General features: G+C 67.2%; 20 protein-coding genes. 9 read left to right on the forward strand and 11 right to left on the reverse strand.

All coding sequences use genetic code 11. The annotated features are described in order from the left end of the window. Window positions 1–5: 5 nt before the first annotated feature. Entirely contained in the window at window positions 6–2,801 is a 2,796-nt protein-coding gene (gene ppc, locus Q9246_RS24765) for a phosphoenolpyruvate carboxylase (protein ID WP_306393916.1), read from the reverse strand. Between the two features lie 167 nt (window positions 2,802–2,968). On the opposite strand from ppc, the gene hemC reads away from it, so the two are divergent. The 5 genes from hemC (at window position 2,969) to ppa (ending at window position 8,020) form a co-directional block, all read left to right on the forward strand. Then, entirely contained in the window at window positions 2,969–3,934 is a 966-nt protein-coding gene (gene hemC / locus Q9246_RS24770; RefSeq protein ID WP_306393918.1) for a hydroxymethylbilane synthase, read from the forward strand. Continuing rightward, complete coding sequence (locus Q9246_RS24775) at window positions 3,927–4,709, forward strand: uroporphyrinogen-III synthase (RefSeq protein ID WP_306393920.1); 783 nt, start codon at window positions 3,927–3,929, stop codon at window positions 4,707–4,709. Before hemC ends, Q9246_RS24775 begins: the two co-directional genes overlap by 8 nt. A 394-nt stretch (window positions 4,710–5,103) precedes the next feature. Then, complete coding sequence (locus Q9246_RS24780; RefSeq protein WP_306393922.1) at window positions 5,104–6,174, forward strand: uroporphyrinogen-III C-methyltransferase; 1,071 nt, start codon at window positions 5,104–5,106, stop codon at window positions 6,172–6,174. Between the two features lie 3 nt (window positions 6,175–6,177). After that, window positions 6,178–7,374, forward strand: a complete 1,197-nt coding sequence (locus tag Q9246_RS24785) for a heme biosynthesis protein HemY (protein WP_306393924.1) — start codon at window positions 6,178–6,180, stop codon at window positions 7,372–7,374. 106 nt (window positions 7,375–7,480) lie between these two features. Next, window positions 7,481–8,020 (forward strand): inorganic diphosphatase, encoded by a 540-nt coding sequence (ppa, locus tag Q9246_RS24790; protein WP_306393926.1) that lies wholly within the window; start codon window positions 7,481–7,483, stop codon window positions 8,018–8,020. A gap of 116 nt (window positions 8,021–8,136) precedes the next feature. On the opposite strand, the gene Q9246_RS24795 is transcribed toward ppa, so the two are convergent. The 10 genes from Q9246_RS24795 to Q9246_RS24840 all read right to left on the reverse strand — a co-directional run bounded on the left by Q9246_RS24795 (window position 8,137) and on the right by Q9246_RS24840 (window position 19,133). Next, window positions 8,137–9,606 (reverse strand): PA domain-containing protein, encoded by a 1,470-nt coding sequence (locus Q9246_RS24795; protein WP_306393928.1) that lies wholly within the window; start codon window positions 9,604–9,606, stop codon window positions 8,137–8,139. Beyond that, on the reverse strand, window positions 9,593–10,021 hold the full coding sequence (locus Q9246_RS24800) for a post-PEP-CTERM-1 domain-containing protein (RefSeq protein ID WP_306393930.1): 429 nt from the start codon (window positions 10,019–10,021) through the stop codon (window positions 9,593–9,595). Before Q9246_RS24800 ends, Q9246_RS24795 begins: the two co-directional genes overlap by 14 nt. 17 nt (window positions 10,022–10,038) lie before the next feature. Continuing rightward, window positions 10,039–10,710 (reverse strand): choice-of-anchor J family PEP-CTERM protein, encoded by a 672-nt coding sequence (locus Q9246_RS24805; RefSeq protein WP_306393932.1) that lies wholly within the window; start codon window positions 10,708–10,710, stop codon window positions 10,039–10,041. A gap of 279 nt (window positions 10,711–10,989) precedes the next feature. Next, a complete protein-coding gene (locus tag Q9246_RS24810; RefSeq protein ID WP_306393934.1) occupies window positions 10,990–12,066 on the reverse strand; it encodes a branched-chain amino acid ABC transporter permease in 1,077 nt (358 codons plus the stop codon). A 6-nt stretch (window positions 12,067–12,072) separates the two neighbouring features. Then, on the reverse strand, window positions 12,073–13,107 hold the full coding sequence (locus tag Q9246_RS24815; protein ID WP_306393935.1) for a branched-chain amino acid ABC transporter permease: 1,035 nt from the start codon (window positions 13,105–13,107) through the stop codon (window positions 12,073–12,075). A gap of 9 nt (window positions 13,108–13,116) precedes the next feature. Further along, entirely contained in the window at window positions 13,117–13,821 is a 705-nt protein-coding gene (locus Q9246_RS24820; protein WP_306398262.1) for an ABC transporter ATP-binding protein, read from the reverse strand. A gap of 40 nt (window positions 13,822–13,861) precedes the next feature. Beyond that, complete coding sequence (locus Q9246_RS24825) at window positions 13,862–14,650, reverse strand: ABC transporter ATP-binding protein (RefSeq protein ID WP_306393937.1); 789 nt, start codon at window positions 14,648–14,650, stop codon at window positions 13,862–13,864. A 1-nt stretch (window position 14,651) separates the two neighbouring features. Beyond that, window positions 14,652–15,851 carry a substrate-binding domain-containing protein gene (locus tag Q9246_RS24830; protein ID WP_306393939.1) on the reverse strand — a complete coding sequence of 400 codons (1,200 nt, stop codon included), beginning with the start codon at window positions 15,849–15,851 and terminating at the stop codon, window positions 14,652–14,654. 21 nt (window positions 15,852–15,872) lie between these two features. Continuing rightward, on the reverse strand, window positions 15,873–16,745 hold the full coding sequence (locus Q9246_RS24835; protein WP_306393941.1) for an alpha/beta fold hydrolase: 873 nt from the start codon (window positions 16,743–16,745) through the stop codon (window positions 15,873–15,875). Window positions 16,746–16,847: 102 nt separating this feature from the next. Next, window positions 16,848–19,133 (reverse strand): TonB-dependent receptor, encoded by a 2,286-nt coding sequence (locus Q9246_RS24840; RefSeq protein WP_306393942.1) that lies wholly within the window; start codon window positions 19,131–19,133, stop codon window positions 16,848–16,850. A 271-nt stretch (window positions 19,134–19,404) separates the two neighbouring features. On the opposite strand from Q9246_RS24840, the gene Q9246_RS24845 reads away from it, so the two are divergent. The 4 genes from Q9246_RS24845 to mdcA all read left to right on the forward strand — a co-directional run bounded on the left by Q9246_RS24845 (window position 19,405) and on the right by mdcA (window position 24,606). Further along, window positions 19,405–20,331 (forward strand): LysR family transcriptional regulator, encoded by a 927-nt coding sequence (locus tag Q9246_RS24845; RefSeq protein ID WP_306393944.1) that lies wholly within the window; start codon window positions 19,405–19,407, stop codon window positions 20,329–20,331. A 43-nt stretch (window positions 20,332–20,374) separates the two neighbouring features. Continuing rightward, on the forward strand, window positions 20,375–21,286 hold the full coding sequence (locus tag Q9246_RS24850; RefSeq protein WP_306393945.1) for a LysR substrate-binding domain-containing protein: 912 nt from the start codon (window positions 20,375–20,377) through the stop codon (window positions 21,284–21,286). A 192-nt stretch (window positions 21,287–21,478) separates the two neighbouring features. Continuing rightward, window positions 21,479–22,903, forward strand: coding sequence for an SLC13 family permease (locus Q9246_RS24855; RefSeq protein ID WP_306393946.1), 1,425 nt, complete (start codon window positions 21,479–21,481; stop codon window positions 22,901–22,903). Between the two features lie 35 nt (window positions 22,904–22,938). Continuing rightward, a complete protein-coding gene (gene mdcA / locus Q9246_RS24860) occupies window positions 22,939–24,606 on the forward strand; it encodes a malonate decarboxylase subunit alpha (protein ID WP_306393947.1) in 1,668 nt (555 codons plus the stop codon). The last annotated feature ends 10 nt before the right edge of the window (window positions 24,607–24,616 follow it).

Genomic DNA, 24,616 nt, shown 5'->3' on the forward strand with positions numbered 1-24,616 from the left:
CGCGTTTAACCGGTATTACGCAAGCCCGCCGCCACCCCGTTGATCGACAAATGAATCCCGCGATTCACCCGCGGATCGGCGTTATCCGCCAGCTTGCGCCGCCGATGAATCAGCTCCACCTGCAAGTGATTCAGCGGATCGAGATAGGCAAAACGGTTCTGGATCGAGCGCGCCAGCAGCGGATTCCCGGCCAGCCGCTCCGTCGCCCCAGTAATCGCTTCGAGGCAGCGGATCGTCTCCCCATGCTCGGCCGCGATGCGGCGGAAGATGCGCTCGCGCAGGCCCACGTCGGCCACCAGGCCGGCATAGCGGGAGGCGATCGCCAGGTCGGTCTTGGCCAGCACCATGTCCATATTCGACAGCAGGGTGGCGAAGAACGGCCAGTCGCGGTGCATTGCGCGCAGTTCTTCCAGCTTGGCGTCCCTGTCGCCGTCATCGAGCCAGCTCTTGACGCTCGAGGCGAAGCCGAACCAGCCCGGCAGCAGCAGGCGGCACTGGCCCCACGAGAAGCCCCAGGGGATCGCGCGCAGGTCTTCGATGCGGCGCGTCGACTTGCGCGAGGCGGGACGCGAACCGAGGTTTAGTTCCGCGATCTCGGCGATCGGCGTCGCTTCGAAGAAGTAGTCGGTGAAGCCCGGGGTCTCGTACACCAGGTCGCGGTAGGCCTTGTAGGCGCGGTTCGACAGCTCGGCCATGACCGACTCGAAACGCTTCAGGCGCTCGCCGTCGACGCCGCTGGCGCCGTTCGGATTCAGGCTCGCTTCCAGGGTCGCCGCCACCAGCAGTTCCAGGTTGCGGCGCCCGATCTCGGGGTTCGAGAACTTGGAGGCGATGATCTCGCCCTGTTCGGTCAGGCGGATCTGGCCGTTGACGGTGCCCGGCGGCTGGGCGCGGATCGCGTCGTAGCTCGGGCCGCCGCCGCGGCCGACGGTGCCGCCGCGGCCGTGGAACAGGCGCAGCTTCACCTGGCGCCGCGCGAATACCTCGACCAGCTTGAGCTCGGCCTGGTACAGCTCCCAGTTCGACGTCAAAAAGCCGCCGTCCTTGTTCGAGTCGGAGTAGCCGAGCATGACTTCCTGCAGCCGGCCCTGTTTCTCGATCAGGCCGGCCACCAGCGGAATGGCCATCCATTCGTCCATGATGCCGGCTGCGCGCTGCAGGTCGGGGATGGTCTCGAACAGCGGGATCACCATCGCGTCGTTGCTGCCGCTGCTCACCCGCATCAGCCCCGTCTCTTTCTGCAGCAGCAGCACTTCGAGCAGGTCGGACACGGCCTCGGTATGCGAGATGATGTAGTTGCGGATCGCGCGCGGACCATAGCGCAGGCGGATCTCGCGCGCGCAGCGCAAAATCGCCAGCTCCGAATTGGTCTCGTCGCCATAGCTTTCATACGGCGAGAACAGGGGCCGCGACTGGGCCAGTTCGCGCAGCAGCAGCGCGCGCTTGGCGTCTTCGTCCAACGCCGCGTAGTCGGCTTCGACGCCGGCGCGGGCGAACAGTTCGGCCAGCACGCGCTCGTGGATGTCCGAACTCTGGCGCATGTCGAGCGAGGCGAGGTGGAAGCCGAAGATGCGCGCGGCGCGCAACAGGCCGGCCAGGCGCGGCTGGATCAGCATCGCGCCGTGGTTCTGGCGCAGCGAATCGGCCAGCACCTCGAGGTCGGCGGCGAACAGTTCCGGGTCGAGGTAGGGCGCGGCGTGGCCGACTTCCTTGCGCAGGATATGGCCCACGCCCAGTTCGCGCGCGGTGGCGGCCAGGCGCGCATAGATGCCGATCAGGGCCCGCCGGTAGGGTTCGTCGCTGCGGTGCGGCGAGGCGTCGGGCGAGGTGTCGGCCAGCTGTTCCAGCGCCGGCGTGACCTGGATCAGCAGGGTCGAGGCCGACAGCTCGGCGCCCAGCGCATGCACTTCGTCGAGGTAGAAGTCGAGGATGGTGGTCGACTGGCGCGTCAGTGCGTGGCGCATGGTGTCGGCGTTGACGTTCGGGTTGCCGTCGCGGTCGCCGCCGATCCAGCTGCCCATCTGCAGGTAGGACGCGTGCGAAGCCCGCGGCTCGCCGCCGTAGTGCGCGGCGACCTCGAGTTCGATGTCGTCGTACAGGGCCGGCACTTCGCGCAGGAAGGTGATGCGGTAGTAGGACAGCGCGTTCTCGATCTCGTCGGCCACGGTCAGCTTGGAGTAGCGCAGCATGCGCGTCTGCCACAGGGTGGCGATGCGGGCGTGCAGCAGCTGCTCGTTGCGGCGGCGTTCCTTGGGCGTCTGCGGCGCATCGCGCTCGGCCAGCAGGCGCGCGATGTCGTGCTCGGCGTCGAGGATGCTCTTGCGCTGGACCTCGGTCGGGTGGGCGGTGAGCACCGGCGAAATCAGGGCGTCGCGGAAGAATTCGTCGACGGTCTCGCGCCCGATGCCGGCCTCGCGCAGCTTGCCCAGCGCGTAGTCGATGCTGCCCGAACGCGGCGCCGAACCTTGCAGCAGGTGGGCGCGGCGGCGGCGGTTGTGGTGCTGGTCCTCGGCGATATTGGCCAGGTGCGAGAAGTAGGAAAAGGCGCGCACCACCGAAATCGTCTGCTCGCGGGTCAGCTTGTGCAGCAGGGTGGCCAGCTCTTCGCCGGCGTCCGGATCGTCGTCGCGGCGGAAGCGCACGGCGGTCTGGCGGATGGTTTCGACGACGTCGAATACCTCATCGCCTTCCTGGTCGCGCAGCACGTCGCCCAGCAGGCGGCCGAGCAGGCGGATGTCTTCCTTGAGGGGCGCGTCCTTGTCGGCGCCGGCGGGTACTACGGGTGCAGCAGGATTGTCCATATCGACCACAAGTAATAGATTGTGCGATGGCGGTTGGCCACGTTCTGCAGAATGCCCCATGATAAAATTTATGATCTTATGCAGGGACCGTTTACTGGCATCGTCCGGGTCGGCCCAATGACAGTGGAAGAACTCGAGTGTTAAACGCTATACAGCAGGTATCTACCGTGACGCCCCAGGCGCCAGCCAGACTGATTATCGCATCGCGCGAGAGCCGCCTCGCCATGTGGCAGGCGGAGCACGTGCGCGACCGGCTCGCCGCATTATATCCAACATGCCGGGTCGAGATTCTCGGAATGACAACACGTGGCGACCAGATCCTCGACCGCACCCTGTCCAAGGTCGGCGGCAAGGGCCTGTTCGTGAAGGAACTCGAGGTCGCGATGGCCGAGGGCCGCGCCGACCTGGCCGTGCACTCGCTCAAGGATGTGCCGATGGAGCTGCCGGAAGGCTTCGAACTGGCCGCCGTGCTCGAGCGCGAAGACCCGCGCGACGCCTTCGTGTCGAACGACTACGCCAGCCTGGACGCGCTGCCGCCTGGGGCCGTGGTCGGCACCAGCAGCCTGCGCCGCCAGTCGCTGATCGCGGCGCGCTACCCGCATCTCGTCATCCAGCCGCTGCGCGGCAACCTCGATACCCGCCTTGGCAAGCTCGATCGCGGCGACTACGCGGCCATCATCCTGGCCGCGGCCGGCCTCAAGCGCCTCGGGCTGCCGCAGCGCATCCGCGCGCTGCTCGAGCCCGAACTGAGCCTGCCGGCGGCCGGCCAGGGCGCGATGGCGATCGAAATCCTGAGCGACGACCGCAGCGACGGCGTCGACCTGCGCGCCGTGCTGGCGCCGCTCAACCACGTCGCCACCGCGCAAGCCGTGCTGGCCGAGCGCAAGGTGTCGCGCATCTTCGGCGGCAGCTGCCAGATCCCGCTGGCGGCCTATGCCACCGTGCAGGACGGCCAGATGCGCCTGCGCGCGATGGTCGCGACCCCGGACGGCAAGCGCAGCGCGCATGCCGAAGTGGAGGGCAGCGCCGCCCAGCCCGAATATCTCGGCGAGCAGGTCTCGGAACTGCTGGCGCAGCAGGACGCCAATGCCATCCTGGCCGCCTGCCGCGTGGACGCGGCCGAGGATGCCTGAGCTGGACCGGATCGTTGTCGTTACCCGGCCGCGGGCCCAGGCCGATGGCCTGGCGCTGTCGGCGCGGGCGCTCGGCCGCGCGGTGGAGATCCTGCCGCTGCTCGAGATCGCCCCGGTCGACGATCCGGCGCCGCTGCGGGCGGCGCTGGCCAACTTGCCTGGGTATGCGCTGGTGGTCTTCGTCTCGCCGAACGCGGTCGATGCCGCGTTCACCCATGTGGCCAGCTGGCCGGCGCAGGTGCCGCTGGCGGTGGTGGGCGAGGGCAGCCGCGCCGCGCTGGCGCGCCATGGCGTCGCGGCGCCCGGCTACACGATCCACAGCCCGCTCGATAGCGCGCACAGCGATTCGGAACGCCTGCTCCAGAACCTGGACCTGGCCGCGGTCGCGGGCCGGCGCGTGCTGATCGTGCGCGGCGACGGCGGGCGCGAGCTGCTGGCCGACGCCCTGCGCGCGGCCGGGGCCACGGTCGAGGCGGTGGCCGCCTATCGCCGCAGCACGCCTGTATTGACGCCCGAGCTGGGCGCACGATTGCGCGCCTTGCTGGCGCAGCCAAACGACTGGATAATCACGAGCTCGGAAGCCCTGCGCGGGCTGGCGGGCCTGGTCGATGCCCTGGACCCGGGCAGCGATGCGGGCCGCCTGCAGTTGCAGCAGCAGCGCCTGGTGGTGCCCCACGCGCGAATTGCCGAAACGGCGCACGCCCTGGGCCTGCGCCACGTGACCCTGACGGGTTCCGGAGATGCACGCCTACTAGCAGCGTTACAATCACAATAATGAACGAATTGCCGAACAATCCAGATCAAACGCCGGGCAGCGCGCCCGCGCCGAGCCTCCAGAAACCCGACGGCGTCCCTGCCGCGGGCAGCCTGCCGCCGGCCGCAGGCGCGCCGCCGGCGCCGCCCCCGCCGCCCGCGCCGCCGGCCCCGCCCTCAGCGCGCATGGCCGAACCGGGCGGTCCCGGCCTGTTCGACCGCGTGGCGCGGCCGCTGCCGCTGGCCGTGATCGCGCTGGCCGTGCTGCTGGCGCTGCAGACCTGGTCGTCGCACAACCGCATCAATTCGCTGCGCCAGGACATGGCGCGCAGCCTCCAGAAGGGCAATGCGGTCAATGCCGAGACGGCGGCGCTGGCGCGCGACGTGGCCGACCAGTCGAAGNGCCCTCAGCGCGCATGGCCGAACCGGGCGGTCCCGGCCTGTTCGACCGCGTGGCGCGGCCGCTGCCGCTGGCCGTGATCGCGCTGGCCGTGCTGCTGGCGCTGCAGACCTGGTCGTCGCACAACCGCATCAATTCGCTGCGCCAGGACATGGCGCGCAGCCTCCAGAAGGGCAATGCGGTCAATGCCGAGACGGCGGCGCTGGCGCGCGACGTGGCCGACCAGTCGAAGGAACTGCAGATCAAGGTCGGCGTGCTCGAAAGCCGCCAAAGCGAGGCCCAGAGCCAGCAGCTGGCGCTCGAGCAGCTGTATAAAGACCTGTCGCAGAACCGCGACGAGTGGGCGCTGACCGAGATCGAGCAGGTGTTGTCGACCGCCAGCCAGCAGTTGCAACTGGCCGGCAATGTGCAGGGCGCGCTGATCGCGCTGCAGAACGCCGACCGCGCGGTCTCGCGCTCCGATACCCCGCAATTCCTCACCATCCGGCGCGCGATCGCGAGCGATATCGAGAAGCTCAAGGGCTTGCCGGCGGTCGACCTGGCCGGCGTGGCCGTGCGCCTCGACAACGTGATCGGCCAGGTCGACACGCTGCCGCTGCTGTCCGACGAAAAACCGCTGCTGCCGATGGCGCCGGCGCGCACCATTCGCAAGGGCGACGCGGCCGCTACCGCGGCGGCGACAGCCGATCCGGCCCAGCCGCTGGGCGTGGGCCAGCGCATGCTGCAGACCTGGAGCCTGTGGAGCCAGGAGATGTGGGACGACGTGCGCCAGCTGATCCGGGTGCGCAGCGTCGAGGAGCCCGAGGCGCTGATGCTGTCGCCGAGCGAATCGTTCTTCGTGCGCGAGAATCTCAAGCTGCGCCTGCTGAACGCGCGCCTGGCGCTGTTGTCGCGCAACGAAGCCACCTTCCGCGACGACCTGGCCACGGCCCAGGCCATGCTGCTCAAGTATTTCGACACGCGCTCGCGGGTGACGCAATCGAGCCAGGCCGCGCTGCGCCAGGTCCAGGCCAACAACCTGACGATCGAGATGCCGACGCTGGCCGACAGCCTGAACGCCGTGCGCAACTACAAGGCGAAACAATAAGTTATGCGTCTACTACTTTGGCTAGTCGCGCTGATGGCCGCCGCCATCGGCATCGCCGTGACGGCGCGCTTCAATCCGGGCAATGTGGTGCTGTTCTATCCGCCGCACCGGATCGACATGTCGCTCAACCTGTTCGTGGTGCTGCTGGCGGCGTCGTTCCTGGCGCTGTACGGCCTGGTGCGCGCCATCAATTCCACCCTCAAGATGCCGCAACGGGTGGCCGCCTACCGTCAGCGGCGCAGCGAACGCGAAGGCAACAAGGGCTTGCGCGACGCGCTCAAGGCGCTGTTCGAAGGCCGTTTCGGCCACGCCGAGAAGGCCGCGCGGCGCGCCGCCGAACTGCCCGAGAATGCCGGCCTGGCGGCCCTGATCGGCGCGCGCGCCGCGCACCGCATGCGCGAACCGGCGCGGCGCGACGCCTGGCTGGCCGGGATCGCCCACGACAACACGCTCAAGACGGCGCGCCTGATGACGGTCACCGAGCTGCTGGTCGACGACCACCAGCCCGAAGCCGCGCTGGACGCCGTGGCTGAGCTCAACGCCAGCGGCCAGCGCCACATCCACGCCCTGCAGTGGGCGATGAAGGCCAATCAGCAGGCCCGCAACTGGCCCGAGGTGCTGCGCCTGGTGCGCATCCTCGACAAACGCCGCGCCCTGCATCCGGCGCTGTCGGCGCGCCTGCGCGAGCTGTCCTACGAGGCCCTGCTGGGCGGCGACGGGCACGATGCCGAATCGCTGCGCCGGATCTGGGCCACGGTGCCGCCGCAAGACCGCGGCGTGCCGTATATCGCGGCGCGCGCCGCCGGCGCCTTCAATGCGCTCGGCCTGCACGACGAAGCGCGCGCGATCGCCGAAGAATCGCTCAAGGCCGGCTGGGACGAGCGCGTGGTGCGCGCCTACCGCGACGCCGCCAGCCCGTTCGGGTCCGCTTCGCTGCTGGCCCAGATCGAGGCCTGCGAAACCTGGCGCAAGGAACGTCCGCAGGACGCCGAACTGGCCCTCACCCTGGGCTCGCTATGCCTGAAACAGAAGCTGTGGGGCAAGGCCCAGCGCTACCTGGAGCAGGCGCTGTCGGACGCCCTCGATCCGTCGATGGTGCGCGAGGCGCACCTGAAGCTGGCGCAGATGCACGAGGCGCTGGGGCAGGAAGAAGAAGCGGCGCGGCATTACCGGCAGTGCGCATTGGCCAACATCCTGTGACGGGCCGGCGCGGCCGCACCCTTGCCGGATGTTGCGCCGCACAGGCCATGCCTGTTTCGCTATAATGACGGCCTATTATTGACTCTCCAGCAACCAAGGACCTTCCATGAGCCTGAATAACGTCCCAGCCGGCAAAGACGTGCCGAACGACTTCAACGTCATCATCGAAATCCCGATGAACGCCGATCCGGTCAAGTACGAGGTCGACAAGGACAGCGGCGCGATCTTCGTCGACCGCTTCATGGGTACGGCCATGCATTACCCGTGCAACTACGGCTATGTGCCGCAGACCATCGCCGACGACGGCGACCCGTGCGACGTGCTGGTGATCACCCCGTTCCCACTGCCGCCGGGCGTGGTGGTGCGCTGCCGCGCGCTGGGCGTGCTGAAGATGACCGACGACGGTGGTGGCGACGCCAAGGTGATCGCGGTGCCGGTCGAAAAAGTGCTGCCGATGTACAAAAAGATCCAGTCGCTGGACGACGTGGAAGAGCTGCGCCTGAAGCAGATCCAGCATTTCTTCGAGCACTACAAGGATCTGGAACCGGGCAAGTGGGTCAAGATCGAAGGCTGGGCCGGCATCGAGGAAGCCAAGGCCGAGCTGGTCAACGGCGTGGAAGCGTTCAAGAAAGGCGCCCAGGCGTAATGAGCGGCCGGGACGGGCGTTGGTAGCCCATCCCGGTGCATAGAGCCAGGCGAAAGGCCGGCGCCCGCAAGGGTCGCCGGCTTTTTTATTGCCGCCATATCGGCGGCGACCGCGCATCACCAGCCGATATCGCGTAGCAGAGGCAGCGTCAGGTCGCGCGGCGGCGCGACTTCGTGCGTCAGGTCGGCATTGATCGACGGCTCCATCAGCTGGTTGGGCGTGCCCTCGGTCGTGTAGTGCGAGATCGACGAGCCCGGTGCGATGGCGGTTGGCGAATACATCAGCATGCGCCGCTGGTCGTCGGCGCCGGCCAGGCGCTCGGGATCGATGGCCAGCCGCGCCATGACGCCCGACGCGGTGCGCGAGCGCGCCTGCAGCGCCGTCTTGAGCCGCTGGCCATCGGCGCGGGTGATGCGCACCGACGGGATCGTGATGTCGGAGGCCTCGCCCGGCATGCCGGCCACTTCGCCGGCCACGTTGTCGGCCACGATCATGCCGATCGCGCCGGCCGCCTGCACGTTGCGTGCCTTGACCGTGTAGTCGCAAGTGCCGCGGTCGACCAGGGCGACCCTGGCGCGCACCGCCAGCGCATTGAGCGCATTGAGCGGCGAGCAGGCGAGGCCGTTGCCGTTGGCCTGGTCGACCACCGGCATCAGCTCGCCCCTGACAGCGGTAGTGCCCAGCGGCGTGCCGAAGCCGGCGACGCCGACGCCATACCTGCCGAAGGCATCGCCCGCCGCGCCGCCGCTGATGGACAGCAGCGGGGCCGGGCCCAGCGCGCCGGGCACCGCCGCGGTGACGTTGGCGCCGTTCCAGGACAGGCCGCGCCAGGCCCTGGCCGAGGCTGCGCGCTGCGCGGTCGTCATCTGGGCCCAGGTGCGCCCGCTGCGGTTGTCGAGCAGGTAGTAGTCCCAGATGGCGGGCCGGCCCAGCAGGGTCTGGCCGGTATCGCCGCTGGTGAACGACTGGAAGCCAAGGCCGTGCGCGATCTCGTGCAGCAGCACCGCGACCAGGTCGATCTGCGCGCCGGCATTGTTGTCCAGGCCCAGATAGAAGGTCAGGCCGGGGACGCAGGTCGGCGTGAGCCCGAGCAGCGAATTGAAGCTGGCGCTGATGTGCGGATCCTCGGGCGCGGTGAGGTCGACGCCGGCCAGCCTGGCGGCCAGCGCGCCGGGATACCAGGTATTGGTGCGTGGCGCGCCGGGGAAGTTGGCCCAGGCCTCGGTGGCGCCGGCCGCGCCGAGCACGGCGCTGGTGATGTTACAGCTGAGCGGCACGAAGGAGGCGCCGATGCGGATCGGGACGTCGCTGTCGAGCGTCGCCTCCCACAGGTCGGCGGCGTGCTGGAAGGCGATCAGGCGCTGCTCGCCCAGGGTCGTGCCGGGGTTGCCGCCCACGGGATCGGCCGGGGTGGGATCGTTGAAACCCACACCCGGCGCGTTCTCGTTGACGATCACGATGGTGGCGGCGCGGGCGGCGCCGATGTTGTCGATGGCGCCGAGGCTGGCCACGAGCAGGAACGCGACCGCCGCGAGGCGGGCGAGCGTGCCGGCGGCCGGCCTGGTCGGCAGTTTAGCGGTGCTCATGGCGGGCTTTCTCCTGGGGGCTGGCAGGCGCGGCGTGGTTGAGATGGGCGTGGGCGCCATCGGCGCCTTCGACGCAGTGATGGTCGACCTTGCCGTCGGCGCCGCGCCGGACGACGGCATAGACGCGCTGGCTGTCGCCCAGGTAGACGCTCTGGCGGCCGTCGGCGCCGGTCACCATCGCCGGTTGCTGGCGGCGCGCGGCGGGCGCGGCGGCCTGCGGCTGCAGGGCCTGGGTCTCGGCGGGGGTGGGAGCGCGCAGCTCGCCGGTCTCGGCGTCGCGCACGACGCTCAAGCCCTGCTGGGCGGGCGCCTGGGGCGCCGCGGCCGCGACTGCGGCCTGGCAGAATGCCGCCTGGCAGAATGCCGCCAGGGCCAGGCCGGGCAGCGCGGTTGAAAGCAGGTAAAGGGTTCGCATCGGTGGTCTCCTTGGTCTCATTGCCGGCCCGCCGGGCCGACCTTGCGCCGCATCAGGCCGAGCACGCCCAGCCCGCCGGCCAGCATCAGCAGGCTGGCCGGCTCGGGCACGGCGGTGACGACGCGCACCGTGTCGAGGCCGATATAGCTGAGCGTGGCGGCGTCGCCCAGGTAGCGGAACGCGAAGCGTCCTTCTCCTTCGACCGTCAGGTCGGCGCTCCATTGCCGCCAATCGGCGGGGAAGGGGTTGTCGCCGCCGATCGTGGCCAGCAGCGTGTCGAACGAGGACGCATCGGTGCCGCTGCCGGCGCTGAAGCGCACCTCGATCAGGTCGTCGAAGCCGTCGACCGCTTCGCGGTTGGTGAAGAAGGACAGCGTGGTCAGGCCGCTCAGGGGGAGCGTGGGCGTGATCAGCCAGTTGTCGACCACGCCCATCCCGTTGGCGGCGCCCAGGAAATTGGCGGCCGCATAGGAGCCGGCGCCGCCGGACTGCGGCGGGAACAGGTCGGTATTGCCCTGGAACCAGCCGAGGCCGGGTGGCGTGCTGCGGTTGATGCGATCCCAGCTGGTAAGGCCGGCCAGGTTGTCGAACCCTTCGTCGAGCACCTCGACATTGGCCTGCGCGGCCAGCGGCGACGATGCGGCGGCGCCGACGAGCGCCGATGCGATCATGATATTGAGTCGTTTCATGGAATGAGATGGAGCTTGGGCCAGAAAAATGGGAGTCCCCGCGCTGGCTGACGACGAGGCCATTGCCATATTCATAATATGAACGGCATGCCACGTGGTTATTGATGAGCATTCAAGTTGCCGGACAGTGCAGGCGGTTTTGCTCAAGAACAGCGAGGGAACTTGACGGAAGCCCTTGCACATCTGAAATTTATGCCTTGCGGAAAATTCCTCACCACCAAAGGTGTCGGACAAAAAAAAAAGACCTCCGAAGAGGTCTCAAGGCGCAAAAGATTCTCGCTAACGTCGCGCCAGCCACGCCCGCACGCGCAGCTTGCCCACGATCCCGACCGGGAAGAAGTAAATCGAGAGGATGAACAACACCCCCAGCCACAGCATCCAGCGGTCGGGATGCAGGGCCGCGGCCAGCAGCGGCACGCCTTCCAGCGCCGTCGAGCCATGCGCCATCAACTCCTTCAGGTAATTCTGGGCCAGGATGAACAGCGTGGCGCCGATCACCGCCCCATACATCGTCCCCATGCCGCCGATGACGACGATCAGCAGGATATCGGTCATCACCTCGAACCCGAGCGAGGTCTTCGGCCCCACATAGCGCAGCCACAACGCCATCAGCGCGCCGGCCAGCGCCGCCACCAGCGCCGCCAGGCAGTTGGCCCAGATCCGGTACACCATGGTGCGGTAGCCGAGCGCCTCGGCGCGGAACTCGTTCTCGCGGATCGCCTGCAGCACCCGGCCGAACGGCGAATTCACCAGCCGCAGCAGGAACAGGAACAGCAGCAGGCAGCCCGCGAACACCAGGTAATAGGTGATCACCTTGCCGTCGACATAGCGCCCGAATACCTCGTTCTCGAACAGCAGGAAGCTGGGCGACAATACTTCTGGCACGCTGAAGGTCACGCCATCCTCGCCGCCGGTCAGGTCGGACAGCTGCGAAGCCAGCACCGCGAACGAAGAAGCGACAGCCAGCGTGATCATCGCGTAGAAGATGGCGCGCACGCGCAGCGCGAACAGGCCGACCACCAGGGCCAGCGCCAGCGCCAGCATCAGCGCCAGGACCAGCCCCGTCACCACGACGCCCCAGGTCGGCTCGTCGACCCGCGCCAGCGCCAGGCCGACGCCGTACGCGCCGATCCCGTAGAACATCGTGTGGGCAAACGAGACGATGCCGGTATACCCCAGCAGCAGGTCATAGGACGCCACCAGCACGATGTAGATGCAGATCGTGGCCGCCGTGTTGAGCGGACGCGCGCCAGAGAACAAAAAGGGCGCCAGCGCCAGGCCGGCCAGGATCGCCAGCAGCACGCCGGTCAGGATGCGGCTGCGCGGCAGGTCGCCGGAGAGAAGTCGATGCAGCATGAGAGGTCAGCTCCGTGAATTCGAATACAGGCCGGCGGGACGCCATAGCAGGACCGAGATCATCAGGATGATGCTCGACACCAGCGCGATCTTGGGCGCCAGGAAGCCGGCGTAGTTGGCCACCAGCGCCATCAGCAGGGCGCCGATGAAGCAGCCGCCCACCGAGCCCAGGCCGCCGATGATGATGACGATGAAGATCATCACCATGATCTCGCTCCCCATCGCGGCGGTGAGGGTTTCCTTGTACAGGCCCCACATCACGCCGCCCAGGCCGGCCAGCGCCGAACCGGCCGCGAACACGGCCACGAACAGGCGCCGGATGCGGTAGCCGAGCGCCTCGACCATCTCGCCGTTTTCCACGCCGGCGCGCACCAGCAGGCCGATCTTGGTGCGATTGAGCACCAGGAACATGGCGATGAAGACCACCAGCCCGACCACCACTGCGACCAGGCGATACTTCTCCACCGCGGCGTCGCCCATCAGGATGGCGCCGCGCAAGGCGGTCGGCAGCGGCAGGGCGATCGTCTCGGCGCCCCAGATCACGTGAATCAGCTGCTCGGCCACGATCATGCCGCCCATCGTGATCAGGATCTGTTTCAGGTGCTGGCCATAGACCGGCTTGACGATGATGCGCTCGAAGGCCCAGCCCAGCAGGCCAGTAACGACCATCGCCAGCGTGACGGCCAGCGCCAGCACGCCCAGGTTGACCAAGAGCGAATCCATTTCGAGCCAGCCGCGCATCGGCAGCAGGACCAGCGTGGCGCTGAAGGCGCCGACGGCGACGAAGGCGCCGTGGCCGAAGTTCAGCACGCTCATCAGGCCGAACACGAGGGTCAGGCCACTGGCCATGATGAAGATCATCATGCCCATCGCCAGGCCGGCAACGGTGAGAGTGAGCCAGGTGGGGAAGCTGCCGACCAGCGGCAGCATGACCAGCATCAGGGCCGGCACCAGCAGCAGCGGCGCGATGTCGCGCCTGGCCGCCGGCAGCGGCGCATCCGCTTGCGGATCGGCCTTGGAAGCGGGAAGAATGGCACTCATTGTTCAGTCCTATTGGTGGGAGTCGAGCGACAGGCCGAGCAGGCGCTGTTGCAGCGCGGCGTCGCCGGCCAGCGCCGCCATCGTGCCGGCATGGGCCACGCGGCCGTCGTCCATCACGCTGACGCTGTCGCCCAGCGAGCGCACGAAGTTGAAGTTCTGCTCGACCAGCAGGATCGTGGTCTCTCGCTCCTTGAGTTCGCGGAAGGCCGCGATCAGGCTTTGCACGATGCTCGGCGCCAGGCCCTTGGTCGGTTCGTCGACCAGCAGCAGTTTTCTCGGCTCGACGATCGCGCGCGCGATTGCCACCATCTGTTTCTGGCCGCCCGACAGATTGCCGGCCGGGTAATTCCAGAACTTGCGCAGGGCCGGGAAGAAGCCGCAGATCCAGTCGACCCGCGCCTGGTCCAGCGGGCCGTTGCGGGCGGCCAGCACCAGGTTTTCGCGCACCGTCAGTTCGGAAAACACCGCCATGTTCTCGGGCACGTAGGCGATGCCGGCGCGGGCGATGTCGGGCGTGGCCAGCTTGGTGATGTTGCGGCCATCGAAATGGATAGCTCCGGCGCTGGCCTTCCACAGCCCCATGATGGTGCGCAGCGTCGTGGTCTTGCCGGCGCCGTTACGGCCCAGCAGGACGGCCAGTTCGCCGCGCCGCACGGTCAGGTCCACGCCTTGTAGGATGTGGTATTGGCCGATGTGGGTGTGGACGCCGCGCATTGAGAGCAGGGGCGCCTCATTTGCCAGATCATGGGCCGGATCAGGCGCCAGCGTGTTCGGGTTCGGATGTTCCAAGATAGGCTTCCTGTACGATCTTCGATTGCATCACTTCGCGCGGATCGCCGTCCGCTACCAGCGCGCCGTTGTGCAGCACGACGATGCGGTCGGCCAGCTGGCGCACCACGTCCATCTTGTGTTCGACCAGCAGCACGGTCTTGTCTGATTCCAGCTTCACCTGGCGGATCAGGTCGAGTACCACCGGCACCTCGTCCACGCTCATGCCGGCGGTCGGCTCGTCGAACATCATCACGCTCGGCTCGAGCGCCAGCAGGATCGCCACCTCGAGCTTGCGCTGGTCGCCGTGCGACAGCGCGCCGACGTAGATATCGCGTCGCTTCATCAGCGCCACCCGTTCCAGGTAATGCTCGGCGCGCGCGATCAGTTCCTTGTGGCTGGACCAGATCGAGAAGAAGTTGAGCCCCATGCCGGCGCGGCTCTGCACGGCCAGGCGCACGTTCTCGATCACGGTGAGGTGAGGGAACAGGTTCGTTAGCTGGAAGGCGCGCCCGATGCCCAGCCGCGTGCGGCGCGCGGCGCCGTCGCGCGTGATGTCGCGCCCGTGCAGGGCGACGCTGCCGCTGGTCGCCGCCAGCTGGCCCGAGACCAGGTTGAAATAAGTGGTCTTGCCGGCGCCGTTGGGGCCGACGATCACGGTCAGCGTGCCGGGGTAGAAATCCGCCGTCACCGCATTGACCGCGACGTGGCCGCCGAAGCGGATGGTCAGGTCGCGGGTCGACAACGCCGGCTGGCGAGGTTCAGGGGCCGCCATGTCAGCGCTTGTTCTTCACCGGCAGCGGCATCTCGCTGGCCGGGATCTCGCGCACCAGTTCCAGCAGATCCCACTCGCTCTTCTGGTCTTTCTTGATGCGGAAGTGGTACATCGGCTGGATCGCCTGGTGGTCTTCCTTGCGGAAGGTCATCGTGCCTTTTGGCGTCTCGAAGCTCATGCCTTCCATCGCCGCCACCATCTTGTCGCCATTGCCGTCCGGGACCTTCGACAGGGCCGCGACCACCGCGCCCGCCGCCGCCATGCCGCCGGCCGTGAACATGTCGGGCGGCGCCTTGAAGCGCTTCGTGTGCTCCTTGACGAACCAGTCGTTCATCTTGTTCTTCGGGAAGTCGTAGTAATAATAAATCGTGCCCTGGGTGCCGGCGAAGTTCTTCCAGGTCTTCATCACCGGCAGGATGTTACCGCCCGGGGACAGCACGATGCCGTAACGCTCCGGCTTCAGGTCGGCGATCTTGTTCATCGGGTTCGGGCCGGCCCAGACGATCTGCAGGATGCGCGGCTGCGGCTTGTCCTTCAGCGCGTCGAACAGGCGCTGCGACGATGCCGTGAAGTCGGTCGTGGCCAGCGGCGCGTACTCTTCATGCACCACCTTGGCGCCGCTGCCGGTCGCCGCCAGCGCTTCCTTGCCGGCCTTGATGGCGTCGCGTCCGAAGGCGTAGTCCTGGGTCAAGAAGCCGATGCTGCCGCCCTTCAGGGTGCTGGCTGCCGCCAATGCATCCTGCATCGAACTGCGGGCGGTGCGGAAGATGTACTTGTTCCACTTGTCGCCGGTGATGGCGTCGGCTACCGCCGGTTCGACGATCAGGACCTTCTTGTATTCCTTCGCCACCGGCAGCATCGCCAGCGCCGAGCCGGACGAGGTGGTGCCGACGGCGATGTCGACCCGGTCGTCGCCATAGGCTTCGGCCAGGAGAGTGCGTCCAAGATCGGGTTTACTCTGGTCGTCCTTGACGATGACCTTGATCTTGCGGCCGTTGATGGCCATGGTGCCGTTGGTCAGGTATTCGAGGCCGAGCATGAAGCCGGCCTCGGTCTCGCGCGCATAGGATTCCATGATGCCGGTCTTGCCGGCGATGAGGGCGACCTTGAAGTCCTTGCCCTGGGCCAGTGCGCCGGGAGCGGCGCCGGCCGCGAAGGCGCAGGCTATAGAGAATGCGAGAGGTTTGATCAGGGTTTGCATGGTGTGTCTCCTTGTCTTTATTTACGGGACCCGCGCCAGGAAAGCGCAGATCGCCTCGAATGCTTCCGGTTCGGTGAGCATCGGCGCATGGCCGACGTTCGGCACTTCGGCATAGGCCAGGCCGGGGGCCGCCTTGCGCATCCAGGCCGCCTGCTCGGGCTCGACCAGGTCGGACAGTTCTCCGCGGATCATCAAGGTAGGGCGGTGCCGCGTCAAGCGCCGGAATGCCATGCGCAGGGCCAGCGAGGTTGGAGGAAGTCTACCGTTCTGCAGGCTGTGCGCGATACCCGGGTCGTAGCGGGCGCACAACAGGCCGTCGTCGCGCTGTTCGAAGGCCCGCTGGGCCCACTTGTCCCATTCCGACTCCGGGTTGTCGGGGAAGGCGCAGGCGTTGATGTCGCGGACATGGCACCTGGCCTCGTCCCAGTTGGCGAAGGTGCCGGCCTTGCCGACGTAGCCGGCGATGCGTTCCAGTCCGCGCGGGGACAGCACCGGGCCGATGTCGTTCAATACCGCGCCGGCCACCAGGTCCAGGCGCTGTGCGGCCAGGGTCATCGTGATCAGGCCGCCCATCGAGGTGCCGATGAAGACGGCGCGCGCCATGCCCAGCGCGTGCATCAGGGCCACCACGTCGGCGGCGTAGATCGCCGGCGTGTAGTTGGCCAGGTTGGGGTCGCGCGCCGAGTGTCCGCGGCCGCGCACGTCGACCGCCAGCACGCGGCGGCCCAGTTCCGCGATCCGTGGCGCCAGTTCGTCGAAGTCGAGCGAATTGCGGGTCAGGCCGTGGATGCAGATCACGGGGAGGCGGGCCGGGCCACCGGCGCCGTGGTAATCGCGTGCGTACAGGGCGAGGCCGTCGCCACTGGTGTAGGTGATGGGGGAGAATGAAGGCACGCTGGGCGGTTCCTGTTGTGACGTATGGGCGAATTGCGGTCGTGGCTTCGGTGGAGGAACTTGGGCCCCCGCCTTCGCGGGGGCGACGTTCATGCGGTGCGGTTAGAAACGTAGTTCGAGGGTGGCGGACACCGTGCGCGGGTTGCCGTAGAAGGCCGTCAGGGTGCCCTCGTTGCCCAGGGTCGGGAACAGGTAGCCGGCGGTCTTGTAGTGCTCGTCGCCCAGGTTCTTGCCGTGCAGGCCGGCGCGTACCTTGCCGTCCTGGCGGGTCCAGACGATGCTCGCATCCCAGATCCGGTACGACTCCTGGTCCAGGATCGACGGCGTCTCGAACTGCGCCGTGGCGCCCTTGTACGACCAGCTGCCGATCAGCGAGATGCGGCCGTTGTGCCCCATGACCGGCAGCGGGATGTCGTAGTTGGCGCGCAGGTTGGCCGAGTTCTTCGGCGTATTCTGGAAGGTGCGCTGGCCCGCCACGTTCACGCCCGCCACGATGTATTCCTTGTACTCGGCGTCGATATAGCTGTACATGCCGGCGACCATGAAGTTGGGCGTGATATTGGCCACCGCTTCCAGTTCGGCGCCCTTGATCTTGGCCTTGCCGGCATTGGTGGTCACGCCGGCGAAGCTGTCGTCGCGGCCGTCGCCGTTGGTGTCGATCGCCACCGAGCCGGGGATCTGCACGTCCTGGTAGTCGCTGTAGAACAGGGCGGCATTGGTCGTGATGCGCCCGCCGTTGAAGGCCGACTTGAGGCCCAGCTCATAGGTCTCGATGGTCTCGGGCGCATAGCCGGCGCGGGCGGTGGCGAGCGGGATCGCGGTGCCGACCACGTTCAGGCGCGGGTCGAAACCGCCGCCCTTGAAGCCCTCGGAATACGAGGCATACACATTGTGGGCCGGGTTCACCTTCCAGTTGACGGCCACGCGCGGCGTGAATTTCTTGTCTTCGCGTTCGAGCATGCCGTTGCGCAGGTCGGTGTCGGTGCGGAACAGTATCGCGCCCGGATTGCCCATGTCGGGCGTGCCGCCCAGGCCAAAATAGATCTGGCGCAGGACGTCGGCTTCGCGCTTGTCGACCGTGTAGCGGCCGCCCAGCGACAGGCTCAGGGTATCGGTCAGGTTGTAGCTGCCGTCGAAGTAGGCGGCCCAGGCCTTGGTATCGATGTCGCCCATCGTGTAGGTGGAGGTCGGCACGGCGCCGGCCAGGATGGTGTCGAACTTGTTGAAGGCGTTGGCGTCCATATAGTAGACGCCGGCCACTCCCTGCAGGCGCGGGCCGTTGTAGGTCACCTGCAGTTCCTGGCTGAACTGGCGGTTGGTGTACAGCGCCGGCACTTCCATGTCGACCACCGGTAGCGCGTCGAAGTCGATCGGGGCATACGATTTGTCGCGGCGCGCGGCGGTGATCGATTTCACGCTCCACTCGCTATTGACCATGTATTCGATGGTGGCCGAGCCGCCGTAGGCGCGCACTTCCTGGTCGTGGCCCAGGGCCTTGGTCAGGTTGCCGCGGGTGTCGAACACGTCTTCCAGGATCGGGGCCCCGCTGGTACGGCCGACGATCAGGCGGTGGCCGTTCTTGGGGTTCGAATCATCCTGGGTAAAATCGCCGGCCAGGCGGATGAACAGGTCCTGGTTGGGCGTGAACTCGGCCGAGACGCGGCCGGCCGTCACGTCCTTGTCGTAGTTGCCCTTGCCGGTGAACAGGTTGTCGCCGAAGCCGTCGCGCTTGAAGCGGGCAAAGGTGGCGCCAAGGCGCGCGGTATCGGTCAGCGGCGTGCTGGCGGTGATCACGGCTTCCTTCTGGCCGTATTCGCCGACCGTGGCGCGCACGCGCACGTCGCGCTGCGGGCCCAGCTTGCGGGTCACGTACTTGACCGCGCCGCCGATGGTGTTGCGGCCGTACAGTGTGCCCTGCGGGCCGCGCAGCACCTCGATGCGCTCGACGTCGTAGATGTCGGCCACCGCCGCCTGCGGGCGGGCCAGGTAGATGTCGTCGATATAGATGCCGACGCCCGATTCGAAGCCGGCCAGCGGGTCGGCCTGGCCGACGCCGCGGATGAAGGCGGTCAGGGTGGTGTTGGTGGCGCGCGAGGCCTTGAGGGTGGTGTTGGGCAGCGCCAGCGCCAGGGCGGTCACGTCGGGCACCGCCTGCTTGGACAACTGGTCGGCGCTGAAGGCGGTGACCGAGACCGGGACGTCCTGGAGCGATTCCTCGCGCCGGCGCGCGGTGACGACCACTTTAGAGACGTTTTCTTCGGCCTGCGAAGCCACCGGGGCGCCGGCCGTATCCTGGGCCTGGGCCACGCCCATCGATCCGCCGGACAGCACCAGCAGGGCGGCGGCGGATTGGTTCAGCAGCTTCATGTTCTTCCTGGTCAGACGCATTCTAGTCTCCTCATTATTGGTATGGCATCCGTGCGATCGAGCGCATGCCAACCAGTGTGCCAAGGTCGGGTTTGGTTGAATAGTCAACTATCGCCCACCCCGTTGTGCATTAATGCACAGCCCGCTTGCTGGCCACCGTTGTGAGCTTTCCTAGCGACAGATGCCGCGTTGCACCATTCCTGTGCCATTGCATACATCGTCGGTAAATTGCTTGCAGAGCGAATGTGCACGAGTGCACAATGTGTCATCTTGATATCTGACAAGCGAGCTGATGAATACGCTGCCGGAGTGGACCGACCTGCGCTTTTTCCTGGAGCTCGCCCGCGCCGGCACGCTCTCTGGCGCCTCACGCCGGCTCGACGTCGAGCACACGACGGTCGCGCGCCGCATCGACCGCCTCGAGACCCAGCTTGGCGCGACCCTGTTCGACCGCTCGCGTGAAGGCTATGAGCTGACCGAGGTCGGCCTGGCCTTGCTGCCGCATGCCGAGGCGATGGAGGGCGCGGCGCTGGCGGCGGCCGAGCAGATCGGCGGCGCCGAAGTGGCCGCCCATGGCGTGGTGCGGCTCGGCGTGCCGGAGGTATTCGGCGTCAAGGTCGTGGCGCCGCTGCTGGTGGACCTGCTGGACCAGCATCCCGATTTGCAGATCGACCTGCTGGCGCTGCCGCGCTTCGCCAATTTGGCCAACCGCGAGGCGGATCTCGGCGTGATGCTCGATCCGCCCACCACCGGCCGCTACGTGGTGACGCGCCTGGCCTCGTTCCGCTTCTACCTGTATGCGTCGCCAGCCTACCTGGCGCGGCACCCGCCGATCCGCCAGCAGGCCGACCTGGCGCGCCACGACTTCGTCGACTACGTGCAGGACCGCCTGGCGAGTCGCGAACTGTCCTACCTGAACGAACTCGGTTTCACGCCGCGGCGGCGCATGTGCTGCTCGGGCATGACGGCCCAGATCGAGGCGGCCTCGCTGGGCATGGGCCTGATGATGGCGCCGCCGTACGCGGTGCCGGACGATGGCCGGCTGGTGCCGGTGCTGCCGGGCTTTTCGGCCGAGCGCTCGTTCTGGCTGGCGGCGCCGACCGACCTGTATCGTTTGCGGCGCGTGAAGGTGGTGTGGGACGTGCTGCGCGAGTATGCCGACAGCTCGCCCGGGCTGTTCGTCCAGGACGGCATGCAGGGCGCATTGGCAAGCACGTGAAGAGCGCGGTATCCTCGCAGGGTTCACAATTCATTCGATCACCATGCGCAGCCAGATCAGCGACGACATCACCTTCCGCAAGCTCGAGATCCTGCTGGCCTATATGGAGGGCGGCAACCTGAACGCCGCCGCGCGCATGCTCGACATCAGCGCGGTGAGCGTGCACCGGGCGCTGCACTCGCTGGAGGACGGCATGAGCTGCCAGCTATTCAGCCTGCAGGGCCGCAACCTGATCCCGAACGAGGCGGCCCAGGTGCTGGCCGAGGTCAGCCGCGAAGTGGTGAAACTGATGGCGGACGGGATCGCCGCCACCCGGTCGGCGGCCGGCTATTCGGCCGACCACCTCAAGATCGGTTCGCTGTATTCGCTGACGACGGGAGCGATCCCCGAAGTCATCATCGGCATCAAGCTGCGCAAGCAGGAACTCGAGACCGAACTGGTGCTCGGCTCGAACGCCGACCTGCTGCACAAACTCAAGCAGAACGCGATCGACGCCGCGTTGATGGCGATCCCCGACCCCGACCCGGACATCGAATCGATCGCGCTGTTCGAGGACGAGGTGTTCTTTGCCGCGCCGGCGGGTTCGCCCTATGCCGCTCTGGCCGAAGTCGACCTGGGCCAGTGCGCATCCGAGAAATTCGTCTGCCTGAAGGACGGCTTCGTGACCTTCATGGGCTTCCAGGAAGCCTTCCGCATCGCCGGCTATGCGCCGACCATCGTCACCCGCGTGGGCGACATCTTTTCGCTGATGAACCTGGTGGCGGCCGGCATCGGCTACACCCTGCTGCCGGGCCGGGTGCGCAATGCCTTCGGCGACAAGGTGCAGCTGATTCCGCTGAAGGCGGATTACCGCATGCAGCAGACCATCGGCCTCTCCTTCCTGCGGGTGCGCGAGCGCGATCCCAACCTGCTGGCGCTGGCGGCGGTGTGCCGCATGCTCAAGCACCGGCAGTAAAACTTCCGCTGACAGTAAACGTCTCCTGCCGAGCCTAATTGATCTTCAGGGCGATCGAGGTTAACTTGGCAGCATAAACAGCTTAACAAGAGCATAACGAAGCGCATGGCCCACCCGGGACCATGCATTGGAGACGTACCACCCGCGGCAGCACCGGTTGGAGCCGGCGCCGCACCCTGAAGGAGCCTCGCCGTGTCCTCTCATGTCATCGCAATCTGCGTACTGGCGCTGATGTTCGTCGTCGCCACCGCCATGCCCATCAATATGGGCGTCATCGCCTTCGTCGGCGCCTTCCTCGTCGGCACCCTGGTCGCCGGCATGGAGACCAAGACCATCATGTCCGGCTACCCGGCCGAACTGTTCCTGACCCTGGTCGGCATCACCTTCCTGTTCGCCCAGGCCCAGAACAACGGCACCATCGACTGGCTGGTGCGGCTCTCGGTGCGCGCCGTCGGCGGGCGCATCGCGGCCATCCCCTGGGTCATGTTCGCGATCACCGCCTTGCTTACCTCGGTGGGCGCGGTCAGCCCGGCGGCGGTGGCGATCATCGCTCCGATCGCGCTCGGCTTCGCCGCCAAGTACAAGATCAATCCGCTCATGATGGGTTTACTCGTGATCCACGGCGCCCAGGGCGGCGGCTTCTCGCCGATCAGCATCTATGGCGGCATCACCAACAAGGTCGTGATGGAAGCGGGGCTGCCGATCTCGCCGCTGACCACCGCCTTCACCAGCCTGGGCGTCAACCTGGCGGTGTCGGTGTTGCTGTTCTTCGTGTTCGGTGGCGCCAAATTGATGCGCCAGCAGGTGCCGAAGGCCGAGCGCTCGGGCAGCGGCATGCCGATGACGCCCTTCGGCCCACCGGTGGCCGTCGCCGCGCAAGGCCCGCAGATCTACGGCGATGCCGAGAACGAAGCGGGCAGCGAAGAGCGCCTGACCAAGGAACGCTCCACGGCTGCCGTCGGCGCCGTGGGCGCCACCGGCGGTGGCAGCGCCGCCGGCCATGCGGCGGTCGACCTGCACGAAGGACCGACCTTCCACCAGATGTTCACCGTGGTCGGCCTGGTCGCGCTGGCCGTGCTGACCCTGCTGTACAAGCTCGATATCGGCTTCGTCGCCATCACCATCGGCCTCTTGATCTCGATCCTGTCGCCGCAGGTGCAGAAACGCGCCATCGGCCAGGTGTCGTGGCCCGAGATCATGCTGATCGTGGGCGTGAGTACCTATGTCGGCGTGATGCAGAAAATGGGCACCATCACCTGGGTCGGCGACAGCGCCGCCAGCCTGGCCTCGCCCCTGACCGTGGCCTTGCTGCTGCTGTTCGTCGGCGCCATCGTCTCGGCCTTCGCCTCGTCGACCGCCGTGCTGGGCTCCCTGATCCCGCTGGCCGTGCCGTTCCTGGCGATGGGCAGCGGCGTCGATGCGATCGGTTTCATCGCCGCCATGGCGGTCGCCTCCACCATCGTCGACGTCAGCCCGTTCTCGACCAATGGCGCACTGGTGCTGGCCAGCGCCCAGGGCATCGACCGCGACGTCTTCCTGCGACAGCTGATGATCTATGGCGGTATCGTCACTCTGGTGGCGCCGGTCGTACTGTGGCTGCTGTTCGTGGTGATCTGATCGCCGGATAAATTTTTGCAACAACGGGAAATCACATGAATCACAGTGAAGGCCGCTGGACCAACCAGCAACGCAACCGCAGCGATCGCCTGGCACGGGTCCAGGCGGCGCTGGGCGGGGCGCTGGACGGCAAGATCGTCCAGGCCTCGCACATCGTCGACCTGCTCAATGCCGTGCTGGAGCCGGGCGACCGGGTCTGCCTGGAGGGGAACAACCAGAAGCAGGCCGACTTCCTGGGCAAGGCGCTGACAAAAGTCGACACCAGCCGGGTGCACGACCTGCACATGCTGCTGTCGGTGCTGTCGTTGCCCGAGCACCTGGATGTGTTCGACAAGGGCATCGCCTCGAAGCTGGATTTCTCGTTCTCGGGGCCGCAGGCAGGACGCCTGGCCAAGCTGGCGCAATCCGGCAAGCTCAATATCGGGGCGATCCACACGTACCTGGAACTGTTCGCGCGCTACTTCATCGACCTGACGCCGCGCGTATCGCTGGTGGCGGCCGAGATGGCCGACCGCGAGGGCAATCTGTACACCGGTCCCAATACCGAGGACACGCCTGCCATCGCCGAGGCCACGGCTTTCAAGAGCGGCATCGTGATCGCCCAGGTCAACCAGGTGGTCGACAAGCTGCCGCGGGTCGACATCCCGGGCGACTGGGTCGGCTATGTGGTGCAGTCGCCGACGCCGTATTACATCGAGCCGCTGTTCACGCGCGATCCGGCGCAGATCTCCGAGATCCAGGTCTTGATGGCGATGATGGCGATCAAGGGCATCTATGCCGAGTACGAGATCGAGCGCCTGAACCACGGCATCGGCTTCGACACCGCGGCCATCGAACTGCTGTTGCCGACCTATGCGGCCGATCTTGGACTGAAAGGAAAGATCGCGCGCCACTGGGCGTTGAATCCCCATCCGGCCCTGATCCCGGCGATCGAGGCCGGCTTCGTCGAGTCGGTGCATTCCTTCGGCTCCGAGCTGGGCATGGAAAAATACATCGGCGCGCGGCCGGACGTGTTCTTCGTCGGACCGGACGGCTCGATGCGCAGCAACCGCGCCTTCTGCCAGGCGGCCGGCCACTATGCCTGCGATATGTTCATCGGCTCGACCCTGCAGATCGACTTGCAGGGCAATTCGTCGACCGCGACCCTGGGCCGCATCGCCGGCTTCGGCGGCGCGCCGAACATGGGCGCCGATGCGCGCGGCCGGCGTCACCCGAGCAAGGCGTGGCTGAAGGCCGGCGAGCAGGCGCGCGCGGGCCGCAACGTGATCCCGCGCGGGCAGAAGCTGGTGGTGCAGATGGTCGAGACCTTCCGCGAGCACATGGCGCCGGCTTTTGTCGAAAGACTCGACGCCTGGCAGCTGGCCGAGCAGGCGAATATGGCGATCCCGCCGGTGATGATCTATGGCGACGACGTCACCCACATCCTGACCGAAGAAGGCATCGCCAACCTGCTGCTGTGCCGCTCGGACGAAGAGCGCGAGCAGGCGATCCGCGGCGTGGCCGGCTATACGCCGGTCGGCATGGGCCGCGACAAGCGCATGGTCGAGAACCTGCGCGACCGCGGCGTCATCCAGCGCGCCGAAGACCTGGGCATCGATAAACGCATGGCGACCCGCGACCTGCTGGCCGCCAAGAACATGAAGGGCCTGGTGCGCGCATCCGGCGGGCTGTACGATCCGCCGAAACGCTTCAGGAACTGGTAAGGAAACGAGC

Source organism: Telluria beijingensis (genome assembly GCF_030770395.1).
GTDB lineage: Bacteria > Pseudomonadota > Gammaproteobacteria > Burkholderiales > Burkholderiaceae_D > Telluria > Telluria beijingensis.